General features: G+C 69.4%; 21 protein-coding genes and 2 tRNA genes. 16 read left to right on the top strand and 7 right to left on the bottom strand.

What is annotated here, in order from left to right:
• The first annotated feature begins 2 nt into the window (after positions 1-2).
• On the top strand, positions 3-356 hold the full coding sequence (locus tag ACQBAT_RS10495; RefSeq protein WP_420746576.1) for a hypothetical protein: 354 nt from the start codon (positions 3-5) through the stop codon (positions 354-356).
• 10 nt (positions 357-366) lie between these two features.
• Positions 367-927: a YqgE/AlgH family protein gene (locus ACQBAT_RS10490; RefSeq protein WP_420746575.1), complete on the top strand. Its 561-nt coding sequence runs from the start codon at positions 367-369 to the stop codon at positions 925-927.
• A gap of 51 nt (positions 928-978) precedes the next feature.
• On the opposite strand, the gene ACQBAT_RS10485 is transcribed toward ACQBAT_RS10490, so the two are convergent.
• Positions 979-1,320 (bottom strand): DUF3039 domain-containing protein, encoded by a 342-nt coding sequence (locus ACQBAT_RS10485; protein WP_420746574.1) that lies wholly within the window; start codon positions 1,318-1,320, stop codon positions 979-981.
• Between the two features lie 92 nt (positions 1,321-1,412).
• Here ACQBAT_RS10485 and ACQBAT_RS10480 point away from each other — a divergent pair, with 92 nt between their 5' ends.
• On the top strand, positions 1,413-3,164 hold the full coding sequence (locus tag ACQBAT_RS10480) for a DEAD/DEAH box helicase (protein WP_420746573.1): 1,752 nt from the start codon (positions 1,413-1,415) through the stop codon (positions 3,162-3,164).
• A gap of 90 nt (positions 3,165-3,254) precedes the next feature.
• Here ACQBAT_RS10480 and ACQBAT_RS10475 read toward each other — a convergent pair whose 3' ends face one another.
• The gene (locus ACQBAT_RS10475; RefSeq protein WP_420746572.1) at positions 3,255-5,534 is read right to left on the bottom strand and encodes a cell wall-binding repeat-containing protein; all 2,280 of its coding nucleotides are present in this window, start codon (positions 5,532-5,534) and stop codon (positions 3,255-3,257) included.
• A 118-nt stretch (positions 5,535-5,652) separates the two neighbouring features.
• On the opposite strand from ACQBAT_RS10475, the gene ACQBAT_RS10470 reads away from it, so the two are divergent.
• Positions 5,653-6,978, top strand: coding sequence for a cytochrome P450 (locus tag ACQBAT_RS10470; protein ID WP_420746571.1), 1,326 nt, complete (start codon positions 5,653-5,655; stop codon positions 6,976-6,978).
• Positions 6,979-6,998: 20 nt separating this feature from the next.
• The gene (locus tag ACQBAT_RS10465) at positions 6,999-7,640 is read left to right on the top strand and encodes an IclR family transcriptional regulator (RefSeq protein WP_420746570.1); all 642 of its coding nucleotides are present in this window, start codon (positions 6,999-7,001) and stop codon (positions 7,638-7,640) included.
• A gap of 3 nt (positions 7,641-7,643) precedes the next feature.
• On the opposite strand, the gene ACQBAT_RS10460 is transcribed toward ACQBAT_RS10465, so the two are convergent.
• Positions 7,644-8,126, bottom strand: coding sequence for an Lrp/AsnC family transcriptional regulator (locus ACQBAT_RS10460; RefSeq protein WP_420746569.1), 483 nt, complete (start codon positions 8,124-8,126; stop codon positions 7,644-7,646).
• Positions 8,127-8,229: 103 nt separating this feature from the next.
• Between ACQBAT_RS10460 and hppD the strand changes: the two genes are divergently transcribed.
• The 3 genes from hppD (at position 8,230) to ACQBAT_RS10445 (ending at position 11,081) form a co-directional block, all read left to right on the top strand.
• Positions 8,230-9,456 (top strand): 4-hydroxyphenylpyruvate dioxygenase, encoded by a 1,227-nt coding sequence (gene hppD / locus ACQBAT_RS10455; RefSeq protein ID WP_420746568.1) that lies wholly within the window; start codon positions 8,230-8,232, stop codon positions 9,454-9,456.
• Between the two features lie 101 nt (positions 9,457-9,557).
• Entirely contained in the window at positions 9,558-10,178 is a 621-nt protein-coding gene (locus ACQBAT_RS10450; protein ID WP_420746567.1) for an HIT family protein, read from the top strand.
• A gap of 24 nt (positions 10,179-10,202) precedes the next feature.
• On the top strand, positions 10,203-11,081 hold the full coding sequence (locus ACQBAT_RS10445; RefSeq protein WP_420746566.1) for an RDD family protein: 879 nt from the start codon (positions 10,203-10,205) through the stop codon (positions 11,079-11,081).
• A gap of 11 nt (positions 11,082-11,092) precedes the next feature.
• Here the strand turns inward: ACQBAT_RS10445 and fahA are convergent, their stop codons facing one another.
• Both fahA and ACQBAT_RS10435 read right to left on the bottom strand, forming a co-directional pair.
• Positions 11,093-12,313 (bottom strand): fumarylacetoacetase, encoded by a 1,221-nt coding sequence (fahA, locus tag ACQBAT_RS10440; RefSeq protein ID WP_420746565.1) that lies wholly within the window; start codon positions 12,311-12,313, stop codon positions 11,093-11,095.
• Positions 12,310-13,221, bottom strand: a complete 912-nt coding sequence (locus ACQBAT_RS10435) for a hypothetical protein (protein WP_420746564.1) — start codon at positions 13,219-13,221, stop codon at positions 12,310-12,312. The genes fahA and ACQBAT_RS10435 overlap by 4 nt, the downstream gene beginning before the upstream one ends.
• A 100-nt stretch (positions 13,222-13,321) precedes the next feature.
• On the opposite strand from ACQBAT_RS10435, the gene ACQBAT_RS10430 reads away from it, so the two are divergent.
• Positions 13,322-14,638 (top strand): homogentisate 1,2-dioxygenase, encoded by a 1,317-nt coding sequence (locus ACQBAT_RS10430; protein WP_420746563.1) that lies wholly within the window; start codon positions 13,322-13,324, stop codon positions 14,636-14,638.
• A 38-nt stretch (positions 14,639-14,676) separates the two neighbouring features.
• On the top strand, positions 14,677-15,636 hold the full coding sequence (locus ACQBAT_RS10425; RefSeq protein WP_420746562.1) for an alpha/beta fold hydrolase: 960 nt from the start codon (positions 14,677-14,679) through the stop codon (positions 15,634-15,636).
• Between the two features lie 21 nt (positions 15,637-15,657).
• On the opposite strand, the gene ACQBAT_RS10420 is transcribed toward ACQBAT_RS10425, so the two are convergent.
• Together ACQBAT_RS10420 and ACQBAT_RS10415 are read right to left on the bottom strand one after the other, a co-directional pair.
• A complete protein-coding gene (locus tag ACQBAT_RS10420) occupies positions 15,658-16,230 on the bottom strand; it encodes an isochorismatase family protein (protein WP_420746561.1) in 573 nt (190 codons plus the stop codon).
• 55 nt (positions 16,231-16,285) lie between these two features.
• On the bottom strand, positions 16,286-17,584 hold the full coding sequence (locus ACQBAT_RS10415) for a nicotinate phosphoribosyltransferase (protein WP_420746625.1): 1,299 nt from the start codon (positions 17,582-17,584) through the stop codon (positions 16,286-16,288).
• Positions 17,585-17,622: 38 nt separating this feature from the next.
• Between ACQBAT_RS10415 and clpS the strand changes: the two genes are divergently transcribed.
• The 6 genes from clpS to ACQBAT_RS10385 all read left to right on the top strand — a co-directional run bounded on the left by clpS (position 17,623) and on the right by ACQBAT_RS10385 (position 21,321).
• Positions 17,623-17,955, top strand: coding sequence for an ATP-dependent Clp protease adapter ClpS (gene clpS / locus ACQBAT_RS10410; protein ID WP_420746560.1), 333 nt, complete (start codon positions 17,623-17,625; stop codon positions 17,953-17,955).
• Positions 17,955-18,539 (top strand): DUF2017 family protein, encoded by a 585-nt coding sequence (locus tag ACQBAT_RS10405; protein ID WP_420746559.1) that lies wholly within the window; start codon positions 17,955-17,957, stop codon positions 18,537-18,539. Before clpS ends, ACQBAT_RS10405 begins: the two co-directional genes overlap by 1 nt.
• 36 nt (positions 18,540-18,575) lie before the next feature.
• Positions 18,576-20,135 carry a glutamate--tRNA ligase gene (gltX, locus tag ACQBAT_RS10400; protein ID WP_420746558.1) on the top strand — a complete coding sequence of 520 codons (1,560 nt, stop codon included), beginning with the start codon at positions 18,576-18,578 and terminating at the stop codon, positions 20,133-20,135.
• Between the two features lie 89 nt (positions 20,136-20,224).
• Positions 20,225-20,296: transfer RNA gene (locus ACQBAT_RS10395), tRNA-Gln, on the top strand.
• A 95-nt stretch (positions 20,297-20,391) separates the two neighbouring features.
• Positions 20,392-20,464: transfer RNA gene (locus ACQBAT_RS10390), tRNA-Glu, on the top strand.
• A 206-nt stretch (positions 20,465-20,670) separates the two neighbouring features.
• Entirely contained in the window at positions 20,671-21,321 is a 651-nt protein-coding gene (locus tag ACQBAT_RS10385; protein WP_420746557.1) for an HU family DNA-binding protein, read from the top strand.

The raw sequence follows: 21,321 nt of genomic DNA, 5'->3' as shown, positions 1-21,321 counted from the left end.
TGGTGCTCCTGGCAGTTCAGGTGTGGGCGCTCTATGCGCCGACCGTGCCCGGGCCGGACACCGGGCTGCCTGGACAGGACAAGATCGGACACCTGCTGCTGTTCGCCGCTCCGGCGTGGGTCGCTCGCACCCTTCTGCCGCGGTGGCCGGCTGCCCGGTGGGTGCTCATGGCGCTCATCGCCCACGCGCTGATCAGCGAGCCGATCCAGGGGTGGCTCACGACAGCTCGCCTGGCCGACCCGTGGGACACCGTTGCCAACCTCGTCGGGATCTCCCTGGGGTGGGCGATCGCCGCGCGATGGCCTGTCACCGGGCGCGAAGGGGGCGTTCGTGGCCAGAATGGAGGTGCGAGGTGAAGGAGGAGGCATGGAGCTGGATGTCACCGGCAAGTTGCTCGTGGCCACCCCGCTGACGGGGGATGTCTTCGAACGGTCCGTCGTGCTGGTGCTGCACCACGACGAGGAGGGGGCCCACGGCCTGGTGCTGAACCAACCGCTGGACGCCACCGTCGATGTCGTGCTGCCCCAGTGGCAGCCCTTCGTCACCGATCCTGGGGTGCTGTTCAAAGGTGGCCCCGTGGGCACGGATACCGCGATGGGCCTGGTCAGCTTGCCCGGCCATGGTCAGGAGGACGCGCCGCTCGGCACGCAGGTGCTCTTCGGCGGGATTGGCCTGGTGGACCTGGACGCTCCGGCGCCGTTGGTCGTCCCAGAGTTGGGGGCGTTCCGGATCTTCGTCGGCTACAGCGGGTGGGGCGCCGGACAACTGGACACCGAGATTGCCCAGGGGGCGTGGTACGTCATCCCGCGTGAGCCCCGTGACGCCTTCCACGACGACACTCAAGATCTCTGGCGCGAGATCCTGTTGCGTCAGCGCTCGAGCCTGTCCCTGGTCACGACCTGGACCGAGGACCCTGAACTGAACTGACGATCCTGCACGGGGGGCTGCTCGGGTCGACCCAGAAGGACAACCTGCAGGTCAGCTCTCGCCCGAACCCCCGCCCGAGCCACCGTCGCCGCCGTCCTGCGGCTCGCGCAGGCCCTCGTAGATCTCCTTGCACATCGGGCACACCGGGAAGCGGTTGGGGTCGCGCCCGGGGACCCACACCTTGCCGCACAAGGCGATGACGGGCGCTCCGCTCAGCGCGCTCTCCAGGATCTTCTCCTTGCGCACGTAGTGCGAGAAGCGTTCGTGATCACCCGGCTCGGAGATCTCCGGCGCGACGCGGGTGTCCTCCCTCTCCAGCAGCGCGGTCTGGGTCTGCGGGCCGTCCGGGGCCTCGGGGGCGTCCAGCGGCTGGTCCGACATCCGAGCAGTCATGCGGCCAGTGTAGGCCGACTCCGGGTGGGCCGGCGGCGCGCCAGCGCCTGCGGGTCAGGACTGTCGGTTCGACCGCCTATCCTTGATCGCCGATGTCCACTTCCGCAGCCTCCCACCTCTCACCCGCCTATCCCGAGCGGGCTGCCTGGGGTACCGCCAACAAGCTGCGGGCCTGGCAGGCCGCGGCACTGGAGCGCTATCTGACCGAGCGGCCCCGGGATTTCCTGGCGGTCGCGACCCCGGGAGCGGGCAAGACGACCTTCGCCCTGCGGGTCGCCACCGAGTTGCTCGATCGCGGCGAGATCCAGCGGATCACCATCGTGGCCCCCACCGAGCACCTCAAGGTCCAGTGGGCCGAGGCCGCCGCCAAGGTCGGCATCCGGATCGACCCGAAGTTCGCCAACGCCCAGGGCCGGCACAGCGAGGACTTCGATGGGATCGCGGTCACCTACGCCGGCGTGGCCAGCAAGCCGCTCCTGCACCGGGCCCGCACCGAGAAGGCCCGCACCCTGGTCATCCTCGACGAGATCCACCATGGTGGTGATGCACTCTCCTGGGGTGAGGCCATCCGCGAGGCGTTCGAGCCGGCCCAGCGTCGCCTGGCGCTCACCGGCACCCCATTCCGTTCCGACACCGCCGCGATCCCCTTCGTGCGCTACGAGATGGATCAGGAAGGCATCCTGCGCTCCAGCGCGGATTACACCTACGGCTACGCCGATGCGCTGCGCGACGGCGTCGTCCGCCCCGTGCTCTTCCTCTCCTACGGCGGCACCATGCGCTGGCGGACGAAGGTGGGCGATGAACTCGAGGCGCGCCTCGGTGAGCCGCTCACCAAGGACGTCACCAAGCAGGCGTGGCGCACTGCGCTGGACCCGGCAGGGGAGTGGGTCCCCTCCGTCCTGCGCGCCGCTGACAAGCGGCTGAGTGAGGTCCGGCGCCATGTCGAGGACGCCGGCGGTTTGGTCATCGCCTCCGACCAGGCCTCCGCCCGGGCCTATGCCCGCCAGCTGCACGAGCTCACCGGGGAGAAGCCGACCGTGGTGCTCTCCGACGACTCCGGCGCCTCCGCCCGGATCGAGGAGTATGCCGCAGGAGACTCGCGCTGGATGGTCGCTGTCCGCATGGTCTCCGAGGGAGTCGATGTGCCTCGACTCTGCGTCGGTGTCTACGCGACCTCCACCTCGACGCCGCTTTTCTTCGCCCAGGCCGTCGGCAGGTTCGTCCGCGCGCGACGCCGTGGGGAGACCGCCTCTCTCTTCCTGCCCAATGTCTCCCTCCTGCTGGGCCACGCTGGCTCGATGGAGCAGGAGCGCGACCACGCGCTCAACAAGATGAGGACCGACGATGAGGACCAGCTCTGGTCCGAGGAGGACGGCCTGGTCGCCCAGGCCAACGCCTCCGAGTCCGCCTCAGGTGAGCTGGAGGGCTCCTTCGAGGCCCTCGGCTCGGAGGCGGAGTTCGATCACGTGCTCTTCGATGCCGAGCAGTTCGGGCTGGGCGGTCTGCCCGGCTCGGAGGACGAGGAGGAATTCCTCGGGCTTCCGGGCCTCCTCGAGCCGGACCAGGTCGCGCACGTCCTGCGCGAACGCCAGAAGAAGCAGGTCGGCCGCGGCGGTGGGCGGCAACGCGTCGAGGCGGTCTCCGCGCACCGGGCGCTGGCCGAGCACCGCAAGGAGCTCAACAAGCTCGTCTCCGCCTATGCCCAGAAGAAGGGCCAACCGCACGCCGTGGTGCACGCGGAACTCCGCCGCACCTGTGGCGGGCCGGAGCTGGCCACGGCATCCAGCGAGCAGGTCCAGGCGCGCATCGAGCGCATCCGGCACTGGTTCGTCGGCCGCCGCTAACCGACTTCTTTCCCTGCGGATCGACCGCAGCAGTATGCCGCCCGGCGCCTGGGCTGACCAGGTGCCGGACGGCATACGGGAGTGGAGATATCAGCGGATGTAGGTCGCCAACTGGCGCGCCACGTTCTCGCTAACCACGTTCGGGCTGCCGATCACATACCCATGACCCGCCCGCAGACGCTGCAGCTCGGTGGTGATGGCACCGGGCAGTTCACCTGCGCGGGTCAGCAGCACCGGGCTGTTGCGGGTGCCCGCCAGGGCCGCTCCGGCGAGGGCGTCGGGGAAGGTGGAGCCGGTGGCGACATACGCTCCCTGCACTCCAGCCGGGAAACGCGAGGCCACGGACGCCGACGTCAGATAGCGATCGCTGCCCGCGATGCGGGTGACCTTGTTGGTCGAGGCACTCGCGTAGGTGGCCAGCTCGGTCTGCACCGCGCCGGAGACGGCGCCATTCCCGCCGAGGATGACGATCCGCTGCGGACGCAGGCGGCGCAGCTCAGCATCGATGCTGCCCGGGATCCGGTTCGTGTCGACCAGGAGCAGGGGAGCGCCATTGCGGCCCGCGAGCGCGGCTCCGGACAAGGCGTCCGGGAAGGCGCGCCCCGTGGCGACGTATGCCGTGGCCACCCCGGGCGAGTACAGCGAGCTGATCCTCGCCGAGGTCGCGAACCGGTCGGCGCCGGAGACGCGCGTCACCGCGTCGGCACCGGTCGAGCGGGCGTACTGACGCAAGTCCTGCAGGACGGCGTTGTCGACCGCGCCCGTCCCGCCGAGGACCACGATCCGCTGCGGACGCAGGCGGTTCAGCTGGGCAGCGGTCGGACCGGGGATCGACCCGGCCCGGGTGAGCAGGACGGGGGCGTTGACCGCGCCCGCGCGGGCCGCTCCGGCCAGGGCGTCGGGGAAGTTGGCGCCGCCGGCGACGAAGGCGACATCGACGTTCGCCGGGAACTGGCTGGCCACCTGGGCCGCCGTGGCGTACCGGTCCGAGCCACCCAGGCGGGTCACCTTGGCGGCGGGGGAGGTGCAGGTAGAGCCGGCCCTCCTGATGCACAGGCTGTAGGTCCCAGACTCACTCCCGAAGCGCGGCGCCACACGTACGTGATGCACGCCCGCGATAGAGGGAGTCACGGAGTAGTCGCAGGTGTTCCCGCTGAAGCAGCGACTTTGGGTGAGCAAGGTTCCAGACGCGTTGTAGACACCGACGATGGCCTCGAAGCCATTGGGTGTGAACTGCACGACGTGCTGGTTCCCGGCAGTGAATGATGCGTTGAACCAGTCGACGTCGGCACTGTCCCGCGAGTTGGAACGGCGAGTTTCCATGGCGGCGGTGAGAGTGCGTCCCAGAGTGGCGGAGAACCCAGTGCTCCGCGTGTTGTTCGGTTCGTATGTCGAATCCCAGCTGTGTCCTTGGTCGAACTGAGGAAGAACCCGCAGCTTGTAGGTACCTGTCTGGTCTCCGAAACGAGTCGTCGTGCGGACGAAGTAGTCGCCGGGAATGGAGACGTCGAGCTGCACGAATTGCTCGACGGTGCCTGCCCCGTTGTACTGCGAGCCCAGAGCGTTGCCGTTACGGTCCCACCCGCTCATGCGAAGCTCGGTGGCGGAGTCGAAGGCCTCGACCGTGTACGTCCCAGCCCGAGGCGCGTAAAAGCGAATCCAGTCGACGTCAGCGTTCGTGCGGCGAGCACCGGCCGGCACCGGCTCGATTGCCCGGTTCACCGCGTACTGACGACCGACCCGCACCTCGGGTGCCAAGGCGAGAGCGCCGTCCGCCTCGCCGTTCGAGAGCCACGTCAGGCCTTGGTCGTACTGTGGAAGCACCCTGACCCGGTACGTGCCTCGCTGCGTGCCGAAACGGGCGGTAGCACGGACGTGGTACGTCCCAGGGATGGCTACCGGGACCGAGATGCGGCGGTGCACTACGCCGTCGCCAGGGGAGTCTCGCTGGATCAAGGTGTTACCGCTGTGGGCCGACGTGAGCATCTCGAGGCTTGTGGAGACCTCAAAGAACTCGACTGTGTATGTGCCAGCCTGCGGGGCGTCGAAAACGAACCAATCCACCTCCCCCGCCGGGTCGATGGAGTCGGACAGGCCGGTGTGCGAGCCGAGCGTGAGGCGACGGGCCTGGTCGCGGGGTGCGTCGATTTCCGGATCGGTCTCGGAGATGACGTCGGCTTCAGCATCGGTCCCAGCATCGGTCTCTGTGTCGAGGCTGGGCTCAGTGGTGGTCTCCGCATCGGCGGACGCCGTCTGGACGGCATCGTCGGTCGTCGGGGAGGCAAGGGAGACGGAGGGTGACAGCAGGAGCGCGGCTGTGCACGCTGGCGCGATGATGCGCCTGAACCACGTGGCTCGGCTGGGCTTCATGGGCGGTGTGCCTTTCTCGCACGAAGGAGAGCGCCGGAAGGTCGCGCTCGCGAACGTACTGACGCTGTGTCTCAGTTGTGTCGCACGGCGCCCCCACCTGCCCGGTTACGCTGCTGGGGTGAGTCCGAAGAGCCACCTGCCACCCGGACCGAAGTCCCCAGCCCTGCTCCAGACGTTGCGTTCCTACACCGGCGAGCAGCGCGGCTTCCCTGCCCTGGTCCAGCGCTATGGACCCACGTTCACCATCCGGTTGCTGCCCGGCCCGCAGACCTACGTACTCTTCTCCGAGCCCGATGACATCAAGGCGATCTTCGCCGGGGATGCGGCGGAGTTCAGCGGGGCTGGGGGTAACGAGGTGCTGCGGGCCGCGATGGGCGACCGGTCGGTGATGCTCAACGACGGCGCCGAGCACCGCCGGATGCGCGGCTACCTGCGGCCGGCGTTCTCACCGGGGGCGGTTGCGGCCTACCGGCCGGTCGTGGAGGAGCTGACCCACGCCGAGGTGGAGCGATGGGTACCCGGTCAGACGGTCTCCAGCTTGGAGCGGATGGCGGCCATCACTCTCGAGGTGATGCTGCGTGTCGTCTTCGGGGTGAGCGAGGGGGAGCGCCTGGAGCAATTGCGACCTCGGGTGCTGCGCCTGGCCGAGGTCGGTCCGGTGGTCGTGGTCGGGTGGCTCTATCCCACGCTGCGTGCCCTGCCGCCCTGGCGCGGGCATGCCGCCAACCTGCGGGAGGTGGACGCCCTCATCCACGCCGAGATCGACGCCCGCCGCGCCGGTGACCGGGACAAGGACGACCTGCTGACGCGGCTTCTCGCGGTCGGTAGCGACGGTCTGGGTGATGAGCAGGGACCCTTGCCCGCCCAGGAACTACGCGACCAGCTGGTCACCTTGCTCCTGGCCGGCTATGAGACCTCCGCCTCCGCGCTGTCCTGGACCCTGCACGAGCTGGCCCGCGACCCGAGGGCGCTCGCCGCCGCTCAGCACGCCGCTGACGAGGGCGATGAGGCCTACCTCGAGGCCTGCGTCAAGGAGGCGATGCGGCTGCACCCGATCATCGACTTCGTGGCCCGCACCTTGCGCAGTCCTCAGCAGATCGGCGGTTGGGACCTGCCGGCCGGCGTCACCGTGGCGCCCGCGATCATGCTCGCCCACCACCGCGAGGCCGCCTTTGCCGAGCCGGAGCAGTACCGGCCCGAGCGCTTCCTCGGCGACGGTCCGGCGGCGCACACCTGGATCCCGTTCGGGGGAGGGGTCCGCCGCTGCGTGGGTGCGTCCTTCGCGCTGATGGAAGGCGTCGTGGTGCTTCGCGAGGTGCTGCGCCGGTTCGACCTTGTCGCGGACGAATCCTCGCCGACCAGGCTGCGCAATATCACCAATGTGCCGGGTGATGGGGCGCCTCTCCGCCTCCTCGCCCGCGCGTCGGTCAGGGGGACCGGATGACTCCCGACGGGAGTGGGCGCGTGCCCGAGACCGCGCAGACCCTCGACCGAGGGTTGCAGTTGCTCGAACTGCTGGGCGGCTCCGCCGCCTCCGGTGGTATGACGATCTCCACCATCGCGGACCGGCTCGGCCTGAGCAGGGCGATCGTGTATCGATTGGTGGCCACCTTGCAGGCACGGGAGTTCGTCACCCGTGCCGAGGACGGCCGGGTCCGGCTCGGCCTGGGCGTGACCCGCCTCCAACTTGCGGTGCGCCCGATGCTGGTGGAGGCCGCCCGGCCGGTGCTGCGCGAGCTCGCCGACGAGGTGGGAGCCACCGCCCACCTCACGGTGGCCGAGGGGGAGCAGGCGCTGGCGTTGGTCGTGATGGAGCCGAGCTGGACCGACTTCCATGTCTCCTACCGCGTCGGGAGCCGGCACCCCCTCAGCCGGGGAGCGGCAGGTCGCGCGATCCTTGAGGCCCGCTCGGGGACCTCCGCTCCGGTGGTGACCGTCGGTGAACTGCAGCAGGGTGCCCACGGGCTGTCCGCAGCCGTGCTAGGGGTCCCGGGGCTGGAGGCGTCGGTGGGGGTCGTCGCCATGGGTGAGCTGGGACCGGAGGCGGGTCAGGCCGTGCTGGCCGCGGCACAGCAGGTGGCCAGAGCAGTGGGTGGCGAGGTCTGAGGTTCAGGGTCCCTGCGCGGCCCGCACCAAGGGCATCGTGCGGTAGGGCACCCGGGTCGAGAGCGCGATGAGGGTGGAGGAGCGCTCGACCAGGGGATGAGAAACCACCTCGTCGATGACCTCCTGCAGATGCGCGTTGTCCCGGGCCACGACCCGGAGCATCAGGTCACCGGAACCGGTGATGGTGTGGGCGTCCAGGACTTCCGCGATGCCGGAGACGTGCTCCACGACCGGACCGCCGCCGGTGCCCTGCCGGATCTCCAAGGTGGTGAAGGCCATCACTGGGTACCCCAGGGCGGCGGGGTCCAGGGCAGGGGCGAAGGAGCGGATCACCCCGCGCTCGACCAGTTTGTCCAACCGGCTCTGGACGGTTCCCCTCGCCACTCCGAGGGCACGGGAGGCTCCGAGCACCCCGATCTGAGGATCCTCCTGCAGTAGCGTCAGCAGGCGACCATCCAGATCATCGATCACCGGTGGGTTGGACATAGTGCTCAGTGTAGACCGCGCTCCACCGGGCAATCTGCGCACTCTGCACACCAGGAGAAGGTGAGCTTGCGCGACATACACCTGGGCGGCCACCCTCGGGACCATGACAGACACCGCCGTCCATCTGACCGACCAGGAGCGCGAGGCCAACCTCGAGCTCGACCAGCTCAAGCAGCTCGTGGGCCTGGTGCCCTATGACGAGACCACCGACGTCTTCCCGGTGACCGGCTGGGACGCGATCGTCTTCGTCGTGGGCAATGCCACGCAGACCACGCACTTCTACCAGTCCGCCTTCGGCATGGAGCTGATCGGCTACTCCGGCCCCGAGACCGGCAACCGTGACCATAAGGCCTTCGTCCTGAAGTCCGGCTCGATCAAGTTCGTCATCAAGGGCGGCGTCGACCCGGACAGCCCGCTGCACGAGCACGTGCGTGCGCACGGCGACGGTGTCGTCGACATCTCCCTCGAGGTCCCGGACATCGACAAGTGCATCGACCACGCCCGCAGCATCGGGGCGACGATCCTGCAGGAGCCGCAGGACCTGGAGGACGAGCACGGCAGCGTGCGCGTGGCGGCGATCGCCACCTACGGCGAGACGCGCCATACCCTCGTCCAGCGCAAGAACGCCGACGGCGAGTCCACCTACTCCGGCCCCTATCTGCCCGGCTACGAGGAGCGCTCGAGCGACTACGTCAAGCGCGACGGGGAGCCCAAGCGCCTCTTCCAGGCCCTGGACCACATCGTCGGCAATGTCGAGCTCGGCAAGATGGATGAGTGGGTCGAGTTCTACAACAAGGTCATGGGCTTTGTGAACATGGCCGAGTTCATCGGCGATGACATCGCCACGGACTACTCGGCGCTGATGTCCAAGGTGGTCGCCAACGGCAACCACCGGGTCAAGTTCCCGCTGAACGAGCCGGCCCTGGGCAAGAAGAAGTCCCAGATCGATGAGTACCTCGAGTTCTACCGCGGCCCGGGCGCTCAGCACCTCGCGCTGGCGACCAACGACATCCTGCGGACCGTGGACTCCCTGCGCGCCAACGGGATCGAGTTCCTGGCGACCCCCGACAGCTACTACGAGGACCCGGAGCTGCGGGCTCGTATCGGTGAGGTGCGGGTGCCGATCGAGGAGCTGCAGAAGCGCGGCATCCTGGTCGACCGCGACGAGGACGGCTACCTGCTGCAGATCTTCACCCGGCCGCTGCAGGACCGCCCCACGGTCTTCTTCGAGCTGATCGAGCGCCACGGCTCCCTCGGCTTCGGCAAGGGCAACTTCAAGGCCCTGTTCGAGGCCATCGAGCGCGAGCAGGAGAAGCGCGGCAACCTCTGAGTCACGTCTCGTGACCCGCTGCGGGCGGCCTACCTTCGGGTGGGCCGCCCGGCTGGCGTCCTGCGGCCTGCACCCGCGGTGCCGTGACTAGGGTTTGGGACATGCCGGAGACGCCCCAGCAGTGGTACGACCGCACCCGCGCCGCCATCGACACCGACGGCTACCGCGAGGCCGACCTGCAGCAGTGGAGGTCGTGGCCGTGGACCGGCGAGCTCACCCCGAAGGAGCTGGAGCCGCCGGTCGAGGCCGAGCCGGACCGCTTCGGCGCGGGCGGGGTCGACTGCCGCACCTGCTCGGCGGTGCAGGTGCTGGACCCGGGGTATGTCGTGTGGCACGACGAGGGTTGGATCCTCGGCCTGCCGCACGAGCCGCGGGCGCTGCCGTTCGCGCTCTTCCTCATGCCGAAGCGTCACGCCGACCTCCGCGACCTGACGTCCGCGGAGGCGGCCCGGCAGGGAGAGCTGCTCACCGCCGTCGAGGCGGCGGCGTGCGCGGTCCTCGACGTCCCGCGGATCCAGGCGGCGCGCTGGGGCGACGGTGGAGAGCACCTGCACTGGTGGCTCTATGCCCGGCCGACCGGCATGTTGCAGCTGCGCGGGACCTTCCTCGCCCACTGGGACGACCTGCTGCCGGCGGTCCCGGCCGGGCAGTTCCGGGCCGACCAGCTGCTCGTGGTCGCCGAGCTGGCGCGACGGGTGGGCGGGACGGCCGTCGAGGCCTGAGCGCGCTGTGGCAGGCTTGCGGCCATGAGTCAGCAAGCAGGGTGGTACGACGACCCGCAGAACGCCGAGAACTTGCGGTACTGGGACGGGGTCCAGTGGACGCAGCACACCAGCCCCAAGCAGAAGCCCAACCTGGACCAGGCCGGCCGCAGCCACCAGACCTATGGTCAGGGTGAGCAGCAGGGTGCCCCGGGTCAGGATCAGCGCTGGGGTCAGGCGCCCGGGCAGGGCGGGCAGCAGGGGTATGGCCAGCAGCAGGGCTACGGCCAGGGCAACGGGCAGCAGACCGGTCCGTTCGGTCAGCAGCAGAACTGGGGTCAGCAGCAGTGGCAGCAGATGCCCCAGGTCGGCTACCAGCAGCAGCTCTCCGCCCGCGACACCACCCCCGACGGCCAGCCGCTCGCGGGCTGGTGGCACCGCGTCGGCGCTCGCCTTCTCGACGGTCTGTTGCTGGGCATCTTCAGCGTGATCGTGGTGGTCCCGCTGGTCGCCCCGAGCTTCTCCGACAACATCCGGAGTTGGATGGACGCTGTCTTCGCCGCTGTGGACAGCGGTTCAGCCGTCACGCCGGACATGCCAGCGGCCCTGCAGTCCGACATGCTCCGGCTGACCGTGGCAGGCGTCCTGGTGAACATCATGTACGAAACGGCCATGGTGACCGCCTTCGGCGGCACCGTCGGCAAGCTCATGACGGGGCTGCGGGTGCGCCTGCGCGAGACGCCCGGCAACCCGCCGGTCGGTCCCGCCGCCATCCGCGGCTCGATCTACGCCGTCCTGCCGCAGATCCCGTGGATCGGGTGGCTGCTCGGACTGGTCAACTACCTGTGGCCGCTGTGGGACCCGGCCCGCCAGGCCCTGCACGACAAGGCCGCCAAGACCAACGTCGTGCGGCACCGCCGCTGACGGCCCGCCGACTAACGGGTGGGCGTGATCGTCCCGGAGACCGCCGCCAGCTGGAGCAGCCCTCCGGTGCCTGCCGGCGCGGTGGCGGTGATCGTCACCACGTCGCCGTCCTCAAGGAAGGTTCGCTGGGAGCCGTCCTCAAGCGTGAGCGGTTCGGTGCCGTTCCACGTCAGCTCCAGCAGCGAGCCGCGCTGGTTCTTCTCGGCGCCGGATGTGGTGCCGGAGGCGAAGATGTCTCCGCTGCTCAGCGCCGCCCCGTTGACGGTCAGGTGCGCCAGCATCTGGGTCGGTGACCAGTACATCGTCCGGTAGGGAGCGTTCGCGATCTCGGTCCCGTTGAGCTCGACCCGCATCGTCAGGTCCAGGCCGAACAGCGCGGTGCCGTTGCCGACCAGGTAGGGCAGCGGGTGCGGGTCCTGCGCGGGCAGCGGTACCCGGGCGGCCTGCAGCGCCGCGAGGGGAGTGATCCAGGCGGCGATCGAGGAGGCGAAGGACTTGCCCAGGAAGGGCCCGAGCGGGACGTACTCCCAGGCCTGGATGTCGCGGGCGGACCAGTCGTTGAAGAGCGCGACCCCGAACAGGTGCTGCTCGGCCTCATCGATTCCCACCCGGCTGCCGACCGGCGTCGAGCCGCCCACGATGAAAGCCAGCTCGGCCTCGATGTCCAGCTTGATGCTCGGGCCAAAGCTGGGGGCATCATCGGTGGGCGCCTTGCGCTGACCAGAGGGGCGGACCACGTCCGTGCCACTGACCACGATCGTGGACGAGCGGCCGTGGTAGCCGATCGGCAGGTGCTTCCAGTTGGGGGTCAGGGGCTCGCCGTCGGGCCGGAAGATCCGGCCGACATTGGTCGCGTGGTGCTCGCTGGCGTAGAAGTCGACATAGTCGGCCACGTCCAGGGGCAGGTGCACAACCAGGCCATCCAGGGAATGCAGGTGCGCGGAAAAGCGCGCTCGGCCCGCCCTGTCGGACAGTTCGCTCTGCAGCCAACGGCGGAGTCCCGCCCAGGCATCCGGCCCCAGGTCCAGGAAGGCGTTCAGGGTCGGGTGGGACAGGGCCTGTGCCCACTCGGTGTCGGCGGCGGCGGCCGACAGATCGAGGGCGTAGTCGCCCACGCGAGCCGCGAGGTGGACCTCCTCGCCCACCCCGATCGCGCCATACGGCAGGTGATGCAGGCCGAAGGGGTGGTCGGAACTCAGATCTGCCAGCACATCGGTTGAGCCATCGGTCATCGGGGAAGCACTCCTAGATCGGTGAGGTCGTCCAACGGGTCGGTGACGCCGCAGCAGCCGAAGGAGACGAAGCGGGCGCGCACCGCGCCGACCCCGTTCTCGTCCAGGCTGCGCGCGAGTGAGGCCAAGGCCTCGGCGTCCCGCATCTCCAGGGTGGCGGTCAGGTCGGTCAGACCTGCGCCGTCCTCGAGGAAGTGGGTCGCGACCAGCACGTTGAGCACGCCGTGCTGATCCTCTGAGCCACCCTCGGGCAGCTCGGCGGTGTGGGCGACGGCGTGGTGCAGGCCGCCGGTCAGCTTGAAGGCCAGATCTCGGTCGCGCACCGCGCTCAGGAACTCGGCGAGCTCCCGTGCGCTCGGGACCGCAGCGGTGGGGGTGGACTGGGTCCGCAGTTTGGCGATGGTCGGGATAGCGCGGTCGTTGGCGTCGGCCCGGGCCGCGATCTCGTCCAGGACCGACAGCATCGTCTCCGGGGCGCGCGGCACCTCGACCGCCACCGGAACACCCAAGTCCAGCACGCAGTCCCACGCCTGGGCGGCCTCGGCGTGCCCCAGTTCGACACCGGCCACAATCACGTGATCAGCGGCGGTGATCGACTCGACCGCGGTCAGCAGGTCCTCGACCGGCGTACCCGGGCGGGCGATGACGCCGACCCCGATCGGCAGCGGTCCGTGGCCGGTGCCGGTCTCCAGATCCTCGGGGGGTGGGGCGGCGGCTGCCGCCTCCACCAGGTTGGCCGCGCCCGAGGCGCCGATCAGCAACGGACCCAGCAGGTCGGCATACCGGCCTCGGCGTAGTTCAAGGTGCTCGGACCAGGCCCGGTCGACCGGCGCGTTGCCCGGCGGGAAGACCGCCGCGTCGTCCACGAGCCGCGTCAGCAGCGAGCGCGGTGCAGGCGTCGTTGACATGTCGCCGACGCTACTGCATGGTGCAGGAAGAGAGGACACCGATGTCCGGATACCGGACGCCCGCGGTGGTCGGTCGAGCGAGCAGATCGGAGCGCAGCCAATGACGTACTACCTGAGCATGGGGGACGTCCCGCCCAAGCGGCACACCCAGCACCGGGATGAGGAGGGCAACCTCTACTACGAGGAGTTGATGGGGGAGGAGGGTTTCTCCAGCGACTCCAGCCTCCTCTACCACCGCAACATCCCCTCGGCCATCGCGGACGCCACGGTGTGGGACCTCGGTGACATGTCCACCGTCGCCAACCACCCGCTGCTGCCGCGCCACCTGAAGCTGCACGACCTCTTCGTCGCCTCCCGCGACGACGACGGCACGCCCACCCTGGAGACGGGGGTGGACGTGGTGACCGGTCGGCGCCTCGTCCTCGGCAACGGCGACGTCCGCCTCCTGTATGTCGTGGCCGACACCCCGAGTCCCTACTACCGCAACGGCATCGGGGATGAGTGCATCTACGTGGAGCGCGGGGGCGCCCGCGTCGAGACAATCTTCGGCAGCTTCGTCGTGGCCGAGGGTGACTACATGATGATCCCGCGCGCGACCACCCACCGCTGGGTGCCCTTCGTGGAGGGGGACGAGGGGTTTGTCGAGCCGTTACGCGCCTATGTGGTCGAGGCCAACAGCCACATCGGCCCGCCCAAGCGCTACCTGTCCCGGTTCGGTCAGTTGCTCGAGCACGCGCCCTACTGCGAGCGCGACTTCCGGATCCCCGCGGGTCCGTTGCTGGCGGAGGACGTGGGGGCCGACCGGCACGAGCACACCGAGGTCTACATCAAGCATCGCGGCGGCGGTGAGCACTCGACGGGGGGAATGGTCGGGACCATCTACACCTACCCCTACCACCCCTTTGACGTGGTGGGTTGGGACGGCTGCCTCTACCCCTACGTCTTCAACATCCGCGACTTCGAGCCAATCACCGGTCGGGTGCACCAGCCGCCCCCCGTCCACCAGGTCTTCGAGGGCCACAACTTCGTCATCTGCAATTTCGTGCCGCGCAAGGTGGACTACCACCCGCTCGCGATTCCGGTGCCGTACTACCACTCCAATGTCGACTCCGACGAGATCATGTTCTACGTCGACGGTGACTACGAGGCGCGCAAGGGCTCGGGGATCGCCAAGGGCTCGATCTCGGTGCACCCCGGCGGGCACGCGCACGGTCCGCAGCCGGGCGCGACCGAGAAGTCGATTGGCGTGGACTACTTCGACGAGACCGCGGTCATGGTCGACACCTTCCGCCCGCTTGAGCTTGGTGAGGCCGGGCAGGCAGTGGACGATGGGAAGTATGCCGGTTCCTGGGGTCGCGGGCTCGCCGCCGAGCAGGGTGAGAAGCCGGGTGCGGACGAGGTCTTCTCGACGAGTTGATGAGGGCCGGGACTGATCGTGGGAGGGGAGATCGTCGGATGACTGGACCTGACGTCGCCAACGAGGACGCCGATCCAGGCTGGTCCACCTACGCCTCCTTCCTGCCGCCGCAGCGGCAAGGGGCGGTAGTGGAGCCGGAGCGTTCATGGTGGGGCTGGCGCGGGCACGAGGTGCAGCTGCTGCGGCGCCCGAACGCGGACGCGGCGGTGCGGATGCTCGTGGTGCATGGTGCAGGGGCGCACGCCGAGGCACTCTGGCCGGTGGCCACCCAGGTCGACGGGCTCGATCTGACGGCCGTCGACCTGCCCCTCTACGGACGAACCCGCACCCGCCGACGTTCGCGAGTCCGCTACCAGGACTGGATCGACCTCCTGGTCGATCTGGTGGAAGCGGAGCTCAGGGCCGATGCGGATGGGCGGCCGCTGATCCTGCTCGGCGGGAGTATCGGCGGGCTGCTCGCCGTGGAGGCTGCCGCGCGCAGCGGGCGCGTCGCCCAGGTCGTCGCGACCTGCCTGCTGGACCCGCAGGACCCGCAGGCGCGGGCTCGGATGACCAGGTTTGGCCGGCCTGGGGGCGTGTCGATGCGGCTGCTGCCGATGGTCAGGGGTCCTCTGGCGCGCCTTCCGGTCCGCATCTCCTGGGTCGCCCCGCTGTCCCGGATGGGGCGCGACCCCGGCCTGGGCAGCCTGTGCGCCGGCGATCCGCGCGGGGGCGCGGCGCGGGTGCCGCTGGGTTTCATGGCGTCATATCTCTCCCATGAGCACGCTGCTGCGCGTCGGATCCCTGTCCCTGTGCTGCTGACCCACCCCGAACAGGACGACTGGACCCCGATCGGGCTGAGCAGACGCACGCTCGCGCAGGTGCCAGGACCGACGGAGGAGGTGGTGCTCGGCGGATGTGGCCACTTCCCGCTGGAGGAGCCTGGCCTGCAGCAGTTGGTCGAGCGGCTCGCAGCGCTGGTTGATGAGGTGGCCGGTGGGCAGCGCGAGAAGGACTAGCAGCGACGGCGGTTACGTCGGCTACGACAGGCTGGCGCCGGCCTGCTCCAGCTCGCCCAGGGCCGCCTGGCTGCTCTCCACGGCGACTCCGGCGATCAGGTCCCTCAGCACAGTGGTGTCCAGCCCGGCGCTCAGAGCGTCGAGCGCGGTGGCGCGCACGCAGTAGTCGGTGGCGATGCCGCAGATCTCGACCCGGTCGATGCCCCGCTCGGCGAGCCAGTCCCGCAGCCCGACGGTGCGACCCTCCACGTCTGTGCTGCCCTCGAAACCGCTGTACGCCGCCTCGTACTCGCCCTTGCGGAAGACTGCCTGCACGTGGTCGAGGGCGCTGGCCAGCCCGACGTGGAACTCGGCGCCGATCGTGCCGGCCTCGCAGTGCACGGGCCAGGAGTGCTGGAAGTCGGGCTCGTCGGACCAGTGGTCGCCCGGGTCGATGTGCCAGTCGGCGGTCGCGACCACGGCGGCGTAGTCACTGGAGCGCACCGCCAGATGCCTGCTGATCGCCTCGGCGACGGCACCGCCGCCCGATACCGCCAGGTTCCCGTCCTCGCAGAAGTCGTTCTGGACATCGACGATGATCAGCGCAGTGGTCATGGCCCGACCCTACGCGCGGAGGGTGAGCTCCTCGTGGTGGGTTCGCAGCCGACGCTCAACTCCAGTCGTCGAGGTAGCGGGTGGGCAGGACCGGCTCGCCGTGCGAGAGCCGCAGGGCCCGGCCGGGCAGCTCGGCGCGGGCCATCGCGTGGTGCTCCCTGGCAGTCTGGGCGTCAGTGGCAGCAACGACCTCGCCTGCCCGCACGAGCGGGATGAGCAGCTCGCGGTCGTCCCCGTCGTCGTCCGGGCGCTCGTTGATCCCGATGATCTCCGCCTGGGCGACGCCCTGGGGATTGCGGCGACGCAGCGCATACTTGCGCCCACCCACCGAACTCTTGTCCTTGCTCGCCTTGGCCACGCCTTCCATCTCGCCCGCGTCGTTGGCGCGACTGACCAACTTGTAGACCATGCCGGCGGCCGGGTGACCCGATCCCGTCACGACCCGGGTCCCCACGCCGTAGGCGTCGACCGGCGCAGCCTGCAAGGCAGCGATGGCGTACTCGTCCAGGTCCGAGGTCACCACGATCCGAGTGTCGTGGGCGCCCAAGCTGTCGAGTTGGGCGCGCACCTCGTGGGCCTGGGAGACGAGGTCGCCGGAGTCGAGGCGCACGCCGCCGAGGCCGGGTCCGGCAAGCTCCACCGCGAGTTCAACGGCCGCGGTGACGTCATAGGTGTCGACCAGCAGCGTGGTGTTCAGCCCCAGGCTGGCCAGCTGGTTGCGGAAAGCCTCCCGCTCGTCCTCGTGCAGCAGGGTGAACGAGTGCGCCGCGGTCCCCATGGTGGGGACGCCGTACCTGCGGCCGGCCTCAAGGTTGGAGGTGGAGGCGAAGCCGGCGATGTAGGCCGCCCGGGCACTGGCCACGGCGGCACCCTCGTGGGTGCGCCGAGAGCCCATCTCCACGCACGGTCGCTCGCCCGCGACGGCCGTCATCCGGGACGCTGCGGACGCCACTGCCGAGTCGTGGTTGAGCATCGACAGGATGAGCGTCTCCAGCACCACACCCTCGGCGAAGCCCGACTCGACCACGAGCAGGGGCGAGCCAGGGAAGTAGACCTCGCCCTCGGCATACCCCCAGATAGAGCCCGAGAAGCGGTAGTCGGCGAGCCAGTCCAGGGTGTGGTCGTCCACCACCTGACGCTCGCGCAGGAAGGTGAGCTCGTCCTCGCCGAACCGGAAGTCACTGAGTGCGTCCAGGGCCCGGCCGGTCCCGGCGACCACGCCGTAGCGGCGGCCGTCCGGCAATCGTCGCGCAAAGGCCTCGAAGACGCAGGGGCGATCGGCATGCCCGCTGGCGAGCGCCGCCTGGATCATCGTCAGCTCGTAGTGGTCCGTGAGCAGCGAGGTGGGGGTGATCACCCGGCCAGCGTAGTGCGGCGTCCTACAGTGGGGGTGTGCCGACCGACACCCCGCTGCCGCCTGCCCCACCCCTCGGTCCGCAGACCACCCCGGAGCGGGAGAGTTCGGTCGCCGTCCTTGACCGACCGCAGGCTGACACCCCCTGGGTCACCCTGGTCTGGAACGACCCGGTCAACCTCATGTCGTACGTGACCTGGGTCTTCCAGACCCACTTCGGCTATCCGTTGACCAAGGCCGAGGCCCTGATGATGGACGTGCACACCAAGGGCCGGGCGGTGGTCTCCACCGGCTCCCGGGAGAAGTGTGAGGCCGACACCGAGGCGATGCACGGCTACGGGCTGTGGGCGACTTTCCAGAAGGACGACTGATGGCCACCGCTTTTCGACGGAAGGGCAGCCGGCTGGTGGCCACCTTCGACGCCGAGGAGATCGGCCTGGTGACGCACGTCCTCGAACTCACCCGGGCCTTCGTGGCCCCCGAGCGGCCCGAGACCGGGGACCCCTTCCTCGACCTGGTGGCCGGCCTGGGTGACGAGGTCGACCCGCAGGAGCCCAGCGACCCGGCCCTCGCCCGCCTGCTGCCGCCAGCATCCCGAGAGGACGCCGACCAGGCCGCTGAGTTCCGCCGACTCACCGAGCACGGACTGCGGCAGCGCAAGGCCGCCACCATCGCCACCGCGATCGCCGCCTTGGAGGCGGCCGACCCGCCCAAGGTGGTGCTGGATCTCGATCAGGGCAGGGCTTTGGCGATCGCGCTCACCGACGCCCGCCTGATCCTGGGGGAGCGGCTGGGCCTGCGCACCGACGAGGATTCCGAGCGACTGCACGAGGAGCTCGAGGCGGCGTTGTCCGGGGAGGCTGAGCTGGACCCGGGGACCGCCCAGAAGATGGCGTACTACGACTTCCTCTCCTGGCTGCAGGAGTCGGTGACGGTCGCGCTGATGCGTGGCTGACGGCATACGGGCAGGCTCTCTAGACTGGCGGGCATCATGACGACTCACGCCGCCGCAGCCTCCCCCTCCGAGCACGAAGAGGTCACCGGATCCGAGGTCCGGGCTCGCTTCTGCCCCAGCCCCACCGGGACCCCGCACGTCGGGCTCGCTCGGACCGCCCTGTTCAACTGGGCCTTCGCCCGGCACCACGGGGGAACCTTGGTCTTCCGCATCGAGGACACCGACGCCGCCCGCGACTCCCAGGAGTCGATGGACCAGATCGTGGAGGCGCTCGACTGGTTGGGCCTGGACTACGACGAGGGACCCGGCGTCGGCGGTGACTACGGTCCCTACCGGCAGAGCGAGCGCTCGCAGATCCACGCTGATGTCGCCGCCCGGCTGCTCGAGGCGGGACTCGCCTACGAGTCCTACTCCACCCCGGAGGAGGTCGAGGAGCGCCACCGCGCCGCCGGTCGGGACGTCAAACTCGGCTATGACAACCACGACCGGGATCTGACCGAGGAGCAGAAGCAGTCCTTCCGCGCCGAGGGTCGCCAGCCCGTGCTGCGCCTGCGGATGCCGGATGAGGACATCACCTTCACCGACCTGGTGCGCGGCGAGGTCACCTTCCGAGCAGGCTCGGTGCCGGACTTCGTCATCGTTCGCGGCAACGGTCAGCCGCTCTACACCCTGGTCAACCCGGTCGACGACGCGATGATGCGGATCACGCACGTCATCCGGGGTGAGGACCTGTTGTCCTCGACGCCTCGACAGATCGCCCTCTACCGTGCGCTGATGGAGATCGGGGTCGCCGAGCGCGTCCCCACCTTCGCCCACCTGCCCCTGGTGCTGGGCGAGGGCAACAAGAAGCTGTCCAAGCGCGACCCGGAGTCCAACCTGTTCCTGCACCGGGACCGCGGCTTCATCCGCGAGGGGATGATCAACTACCTGGCGCTGCTGGGCTGGGCGATCGGCCCCGACCGCGACATCTTCGAGCCGCAGCATCTCGTCGAGGCCTTCGACGTGCGTGACGTCAACCCGAACCCAGCCCGCTGGGACCAGAAGAAGGCCGAGTCGATCAATGGTGACCACCTGCGCCGCCTGTCGCTGGGGGAGTTCACCGCTCGGCTGTTGCCGGTGCTGCGCGAGGCGGGGGTGCTGGGCCCGCAGTCCGGGATGGGGGAGTTGGCTCGGCTGGAGTTGGTGGCGGACCTGATCCAGACCCGGATCCAGGTGCTGTCCGAGGCTGTGCCGCTCGTGCGTCCCTTCTATGTCCGTGGCGAGGAGTTGGAGATCGCCGACGACGCGCGCGGCCAGCTCAAGGAGGATGCCCCCCAGGTGCTGGACGCCGCGATCGCGGCGTTGGAGCCGATCTCTGGTGCGTTCCCCAAGCCGCTGGGCGACGGGGTGGAGTGGACCACCGAGCGCATCGAGCAGGCCCTGCGGGATGCGCTGATCGCCGAGGAGGGCCTCGGTCTCAAGCCCCGCGTGGCCTTCGGGCCGCTGCGCACCGCGGTGTCGGGGCAGCGGATCAGCCCGCCGCTGTTCGAGTCGATGGAGATCCTCGGCAAGCACGAGACCATGGCGCGGCTGCGCCGCCTGCGGGATGAGCTCTAGGACGCTCCCGCGATTTGGGTCCGGGCTGGGAGGACGGTAAGGTATCTCCTCGGTTCACGCTCCTCCCACAAGGGGAGCGGGATGCCCTTTGGGGTATGGTGTAATTGGCAGCACGACTGATTCTGGTTCAGTTAGTCTAGGTTCGAGTCCTGGTACCCCAGCGCGTGATCGACCCGGTTCAACCGGAGGGCGATTTCGCGGAGAGCGACCTGATCAGGTAGGCTCTCTCCTCGGCGCAGAACGCGCCAGACCACATGGCCCCGTTGTGTAGCGGCCTAGCACGCCGCCCTCTCAAGGCGGTAGCGCGGGTTCGAATCCCGTCGGGGCTACTCATGTGGAACGGCCCTCATCGGCATCGTCGGTGGGGGCCTTTCGCTATCCCCCATCGCCTCATGGCTCTCTTGTCGCGGTCCTGCCGCTGGCGCGGACCGCAGAGTGGCTGTCCCGCATGACATCCGGGACGGGCGCGGTTAGCGTGAGGAAAGACGGCGTGAGCAGGACAGACGCCGTCCCGACGAGACGAGGCAGGGAGCAGATGAACAAGGCCGACCTGATCGAGGCACTCGCACCGCAGTTGGGAGGACGGGTTGCCGCGACGCACGCGGTCGAAGTGCTCGTCGACACGATCATGCGTGAGGTGGCGTCGGGTGGCTCGGTGGCCCTCACCGGCTTCGGCACCTTCGAGAAGGTCGACCGCGCTGCCCGCACCGGCCGCAACCCACGCACCGGCGAGGCCGTGCCGATCGAGGCCACGAGCGCGCCTCGTTTCCGCCCGGGCGCCTACTTCAAGGACGTCGTCTCCGACCCAGACCAACTCCCCTCGGACGGTCTGGCCGGAGTGCGAGTCTCGGGGGACGGGGCTACCCCACGCCCCACCTCTGGCCCCACCTCTGTTGGCCGACCCTCCACCGTGCGCGCGGACGCGCCGAAGGCTGCTCGCAAAAAGGCTGCCGAGGCCTCGCCGGCGGCAGCCTCGGGCGGTCGAGTGCTCAGCGGCGGTGAGGAGATCACCGCGAGCATGATCACCGCTAAAAAGGCCCAATTGGCGAGAGTCAAGGATGACGAGCTCAGCGCGAAGGATGCCAAGAAGGCACGCAAGGCCAAGAACAAGGCCACCTCAAGCGACAAGGACAAGGGCAAGGACGGGAAGTCCAAGAAGAGCAAGAAGGGTAAGAAGAAGTCCTGA

The organism is Ornithinimicrobium pulveris (assembly GCF_050261105.1).
In the GTDB taxonomy this organism is placed as follows: Bacteria; Actinomycetota; Actinomycetes; order Actinomycetales; family Dermatophilaceae; genus Ornithinicoccus.
The sequence above is the reverse complement of the archived record's forward strand: the minus strand, read 5'-3'. Positions and strand labels throughout refer to the sequence as shown.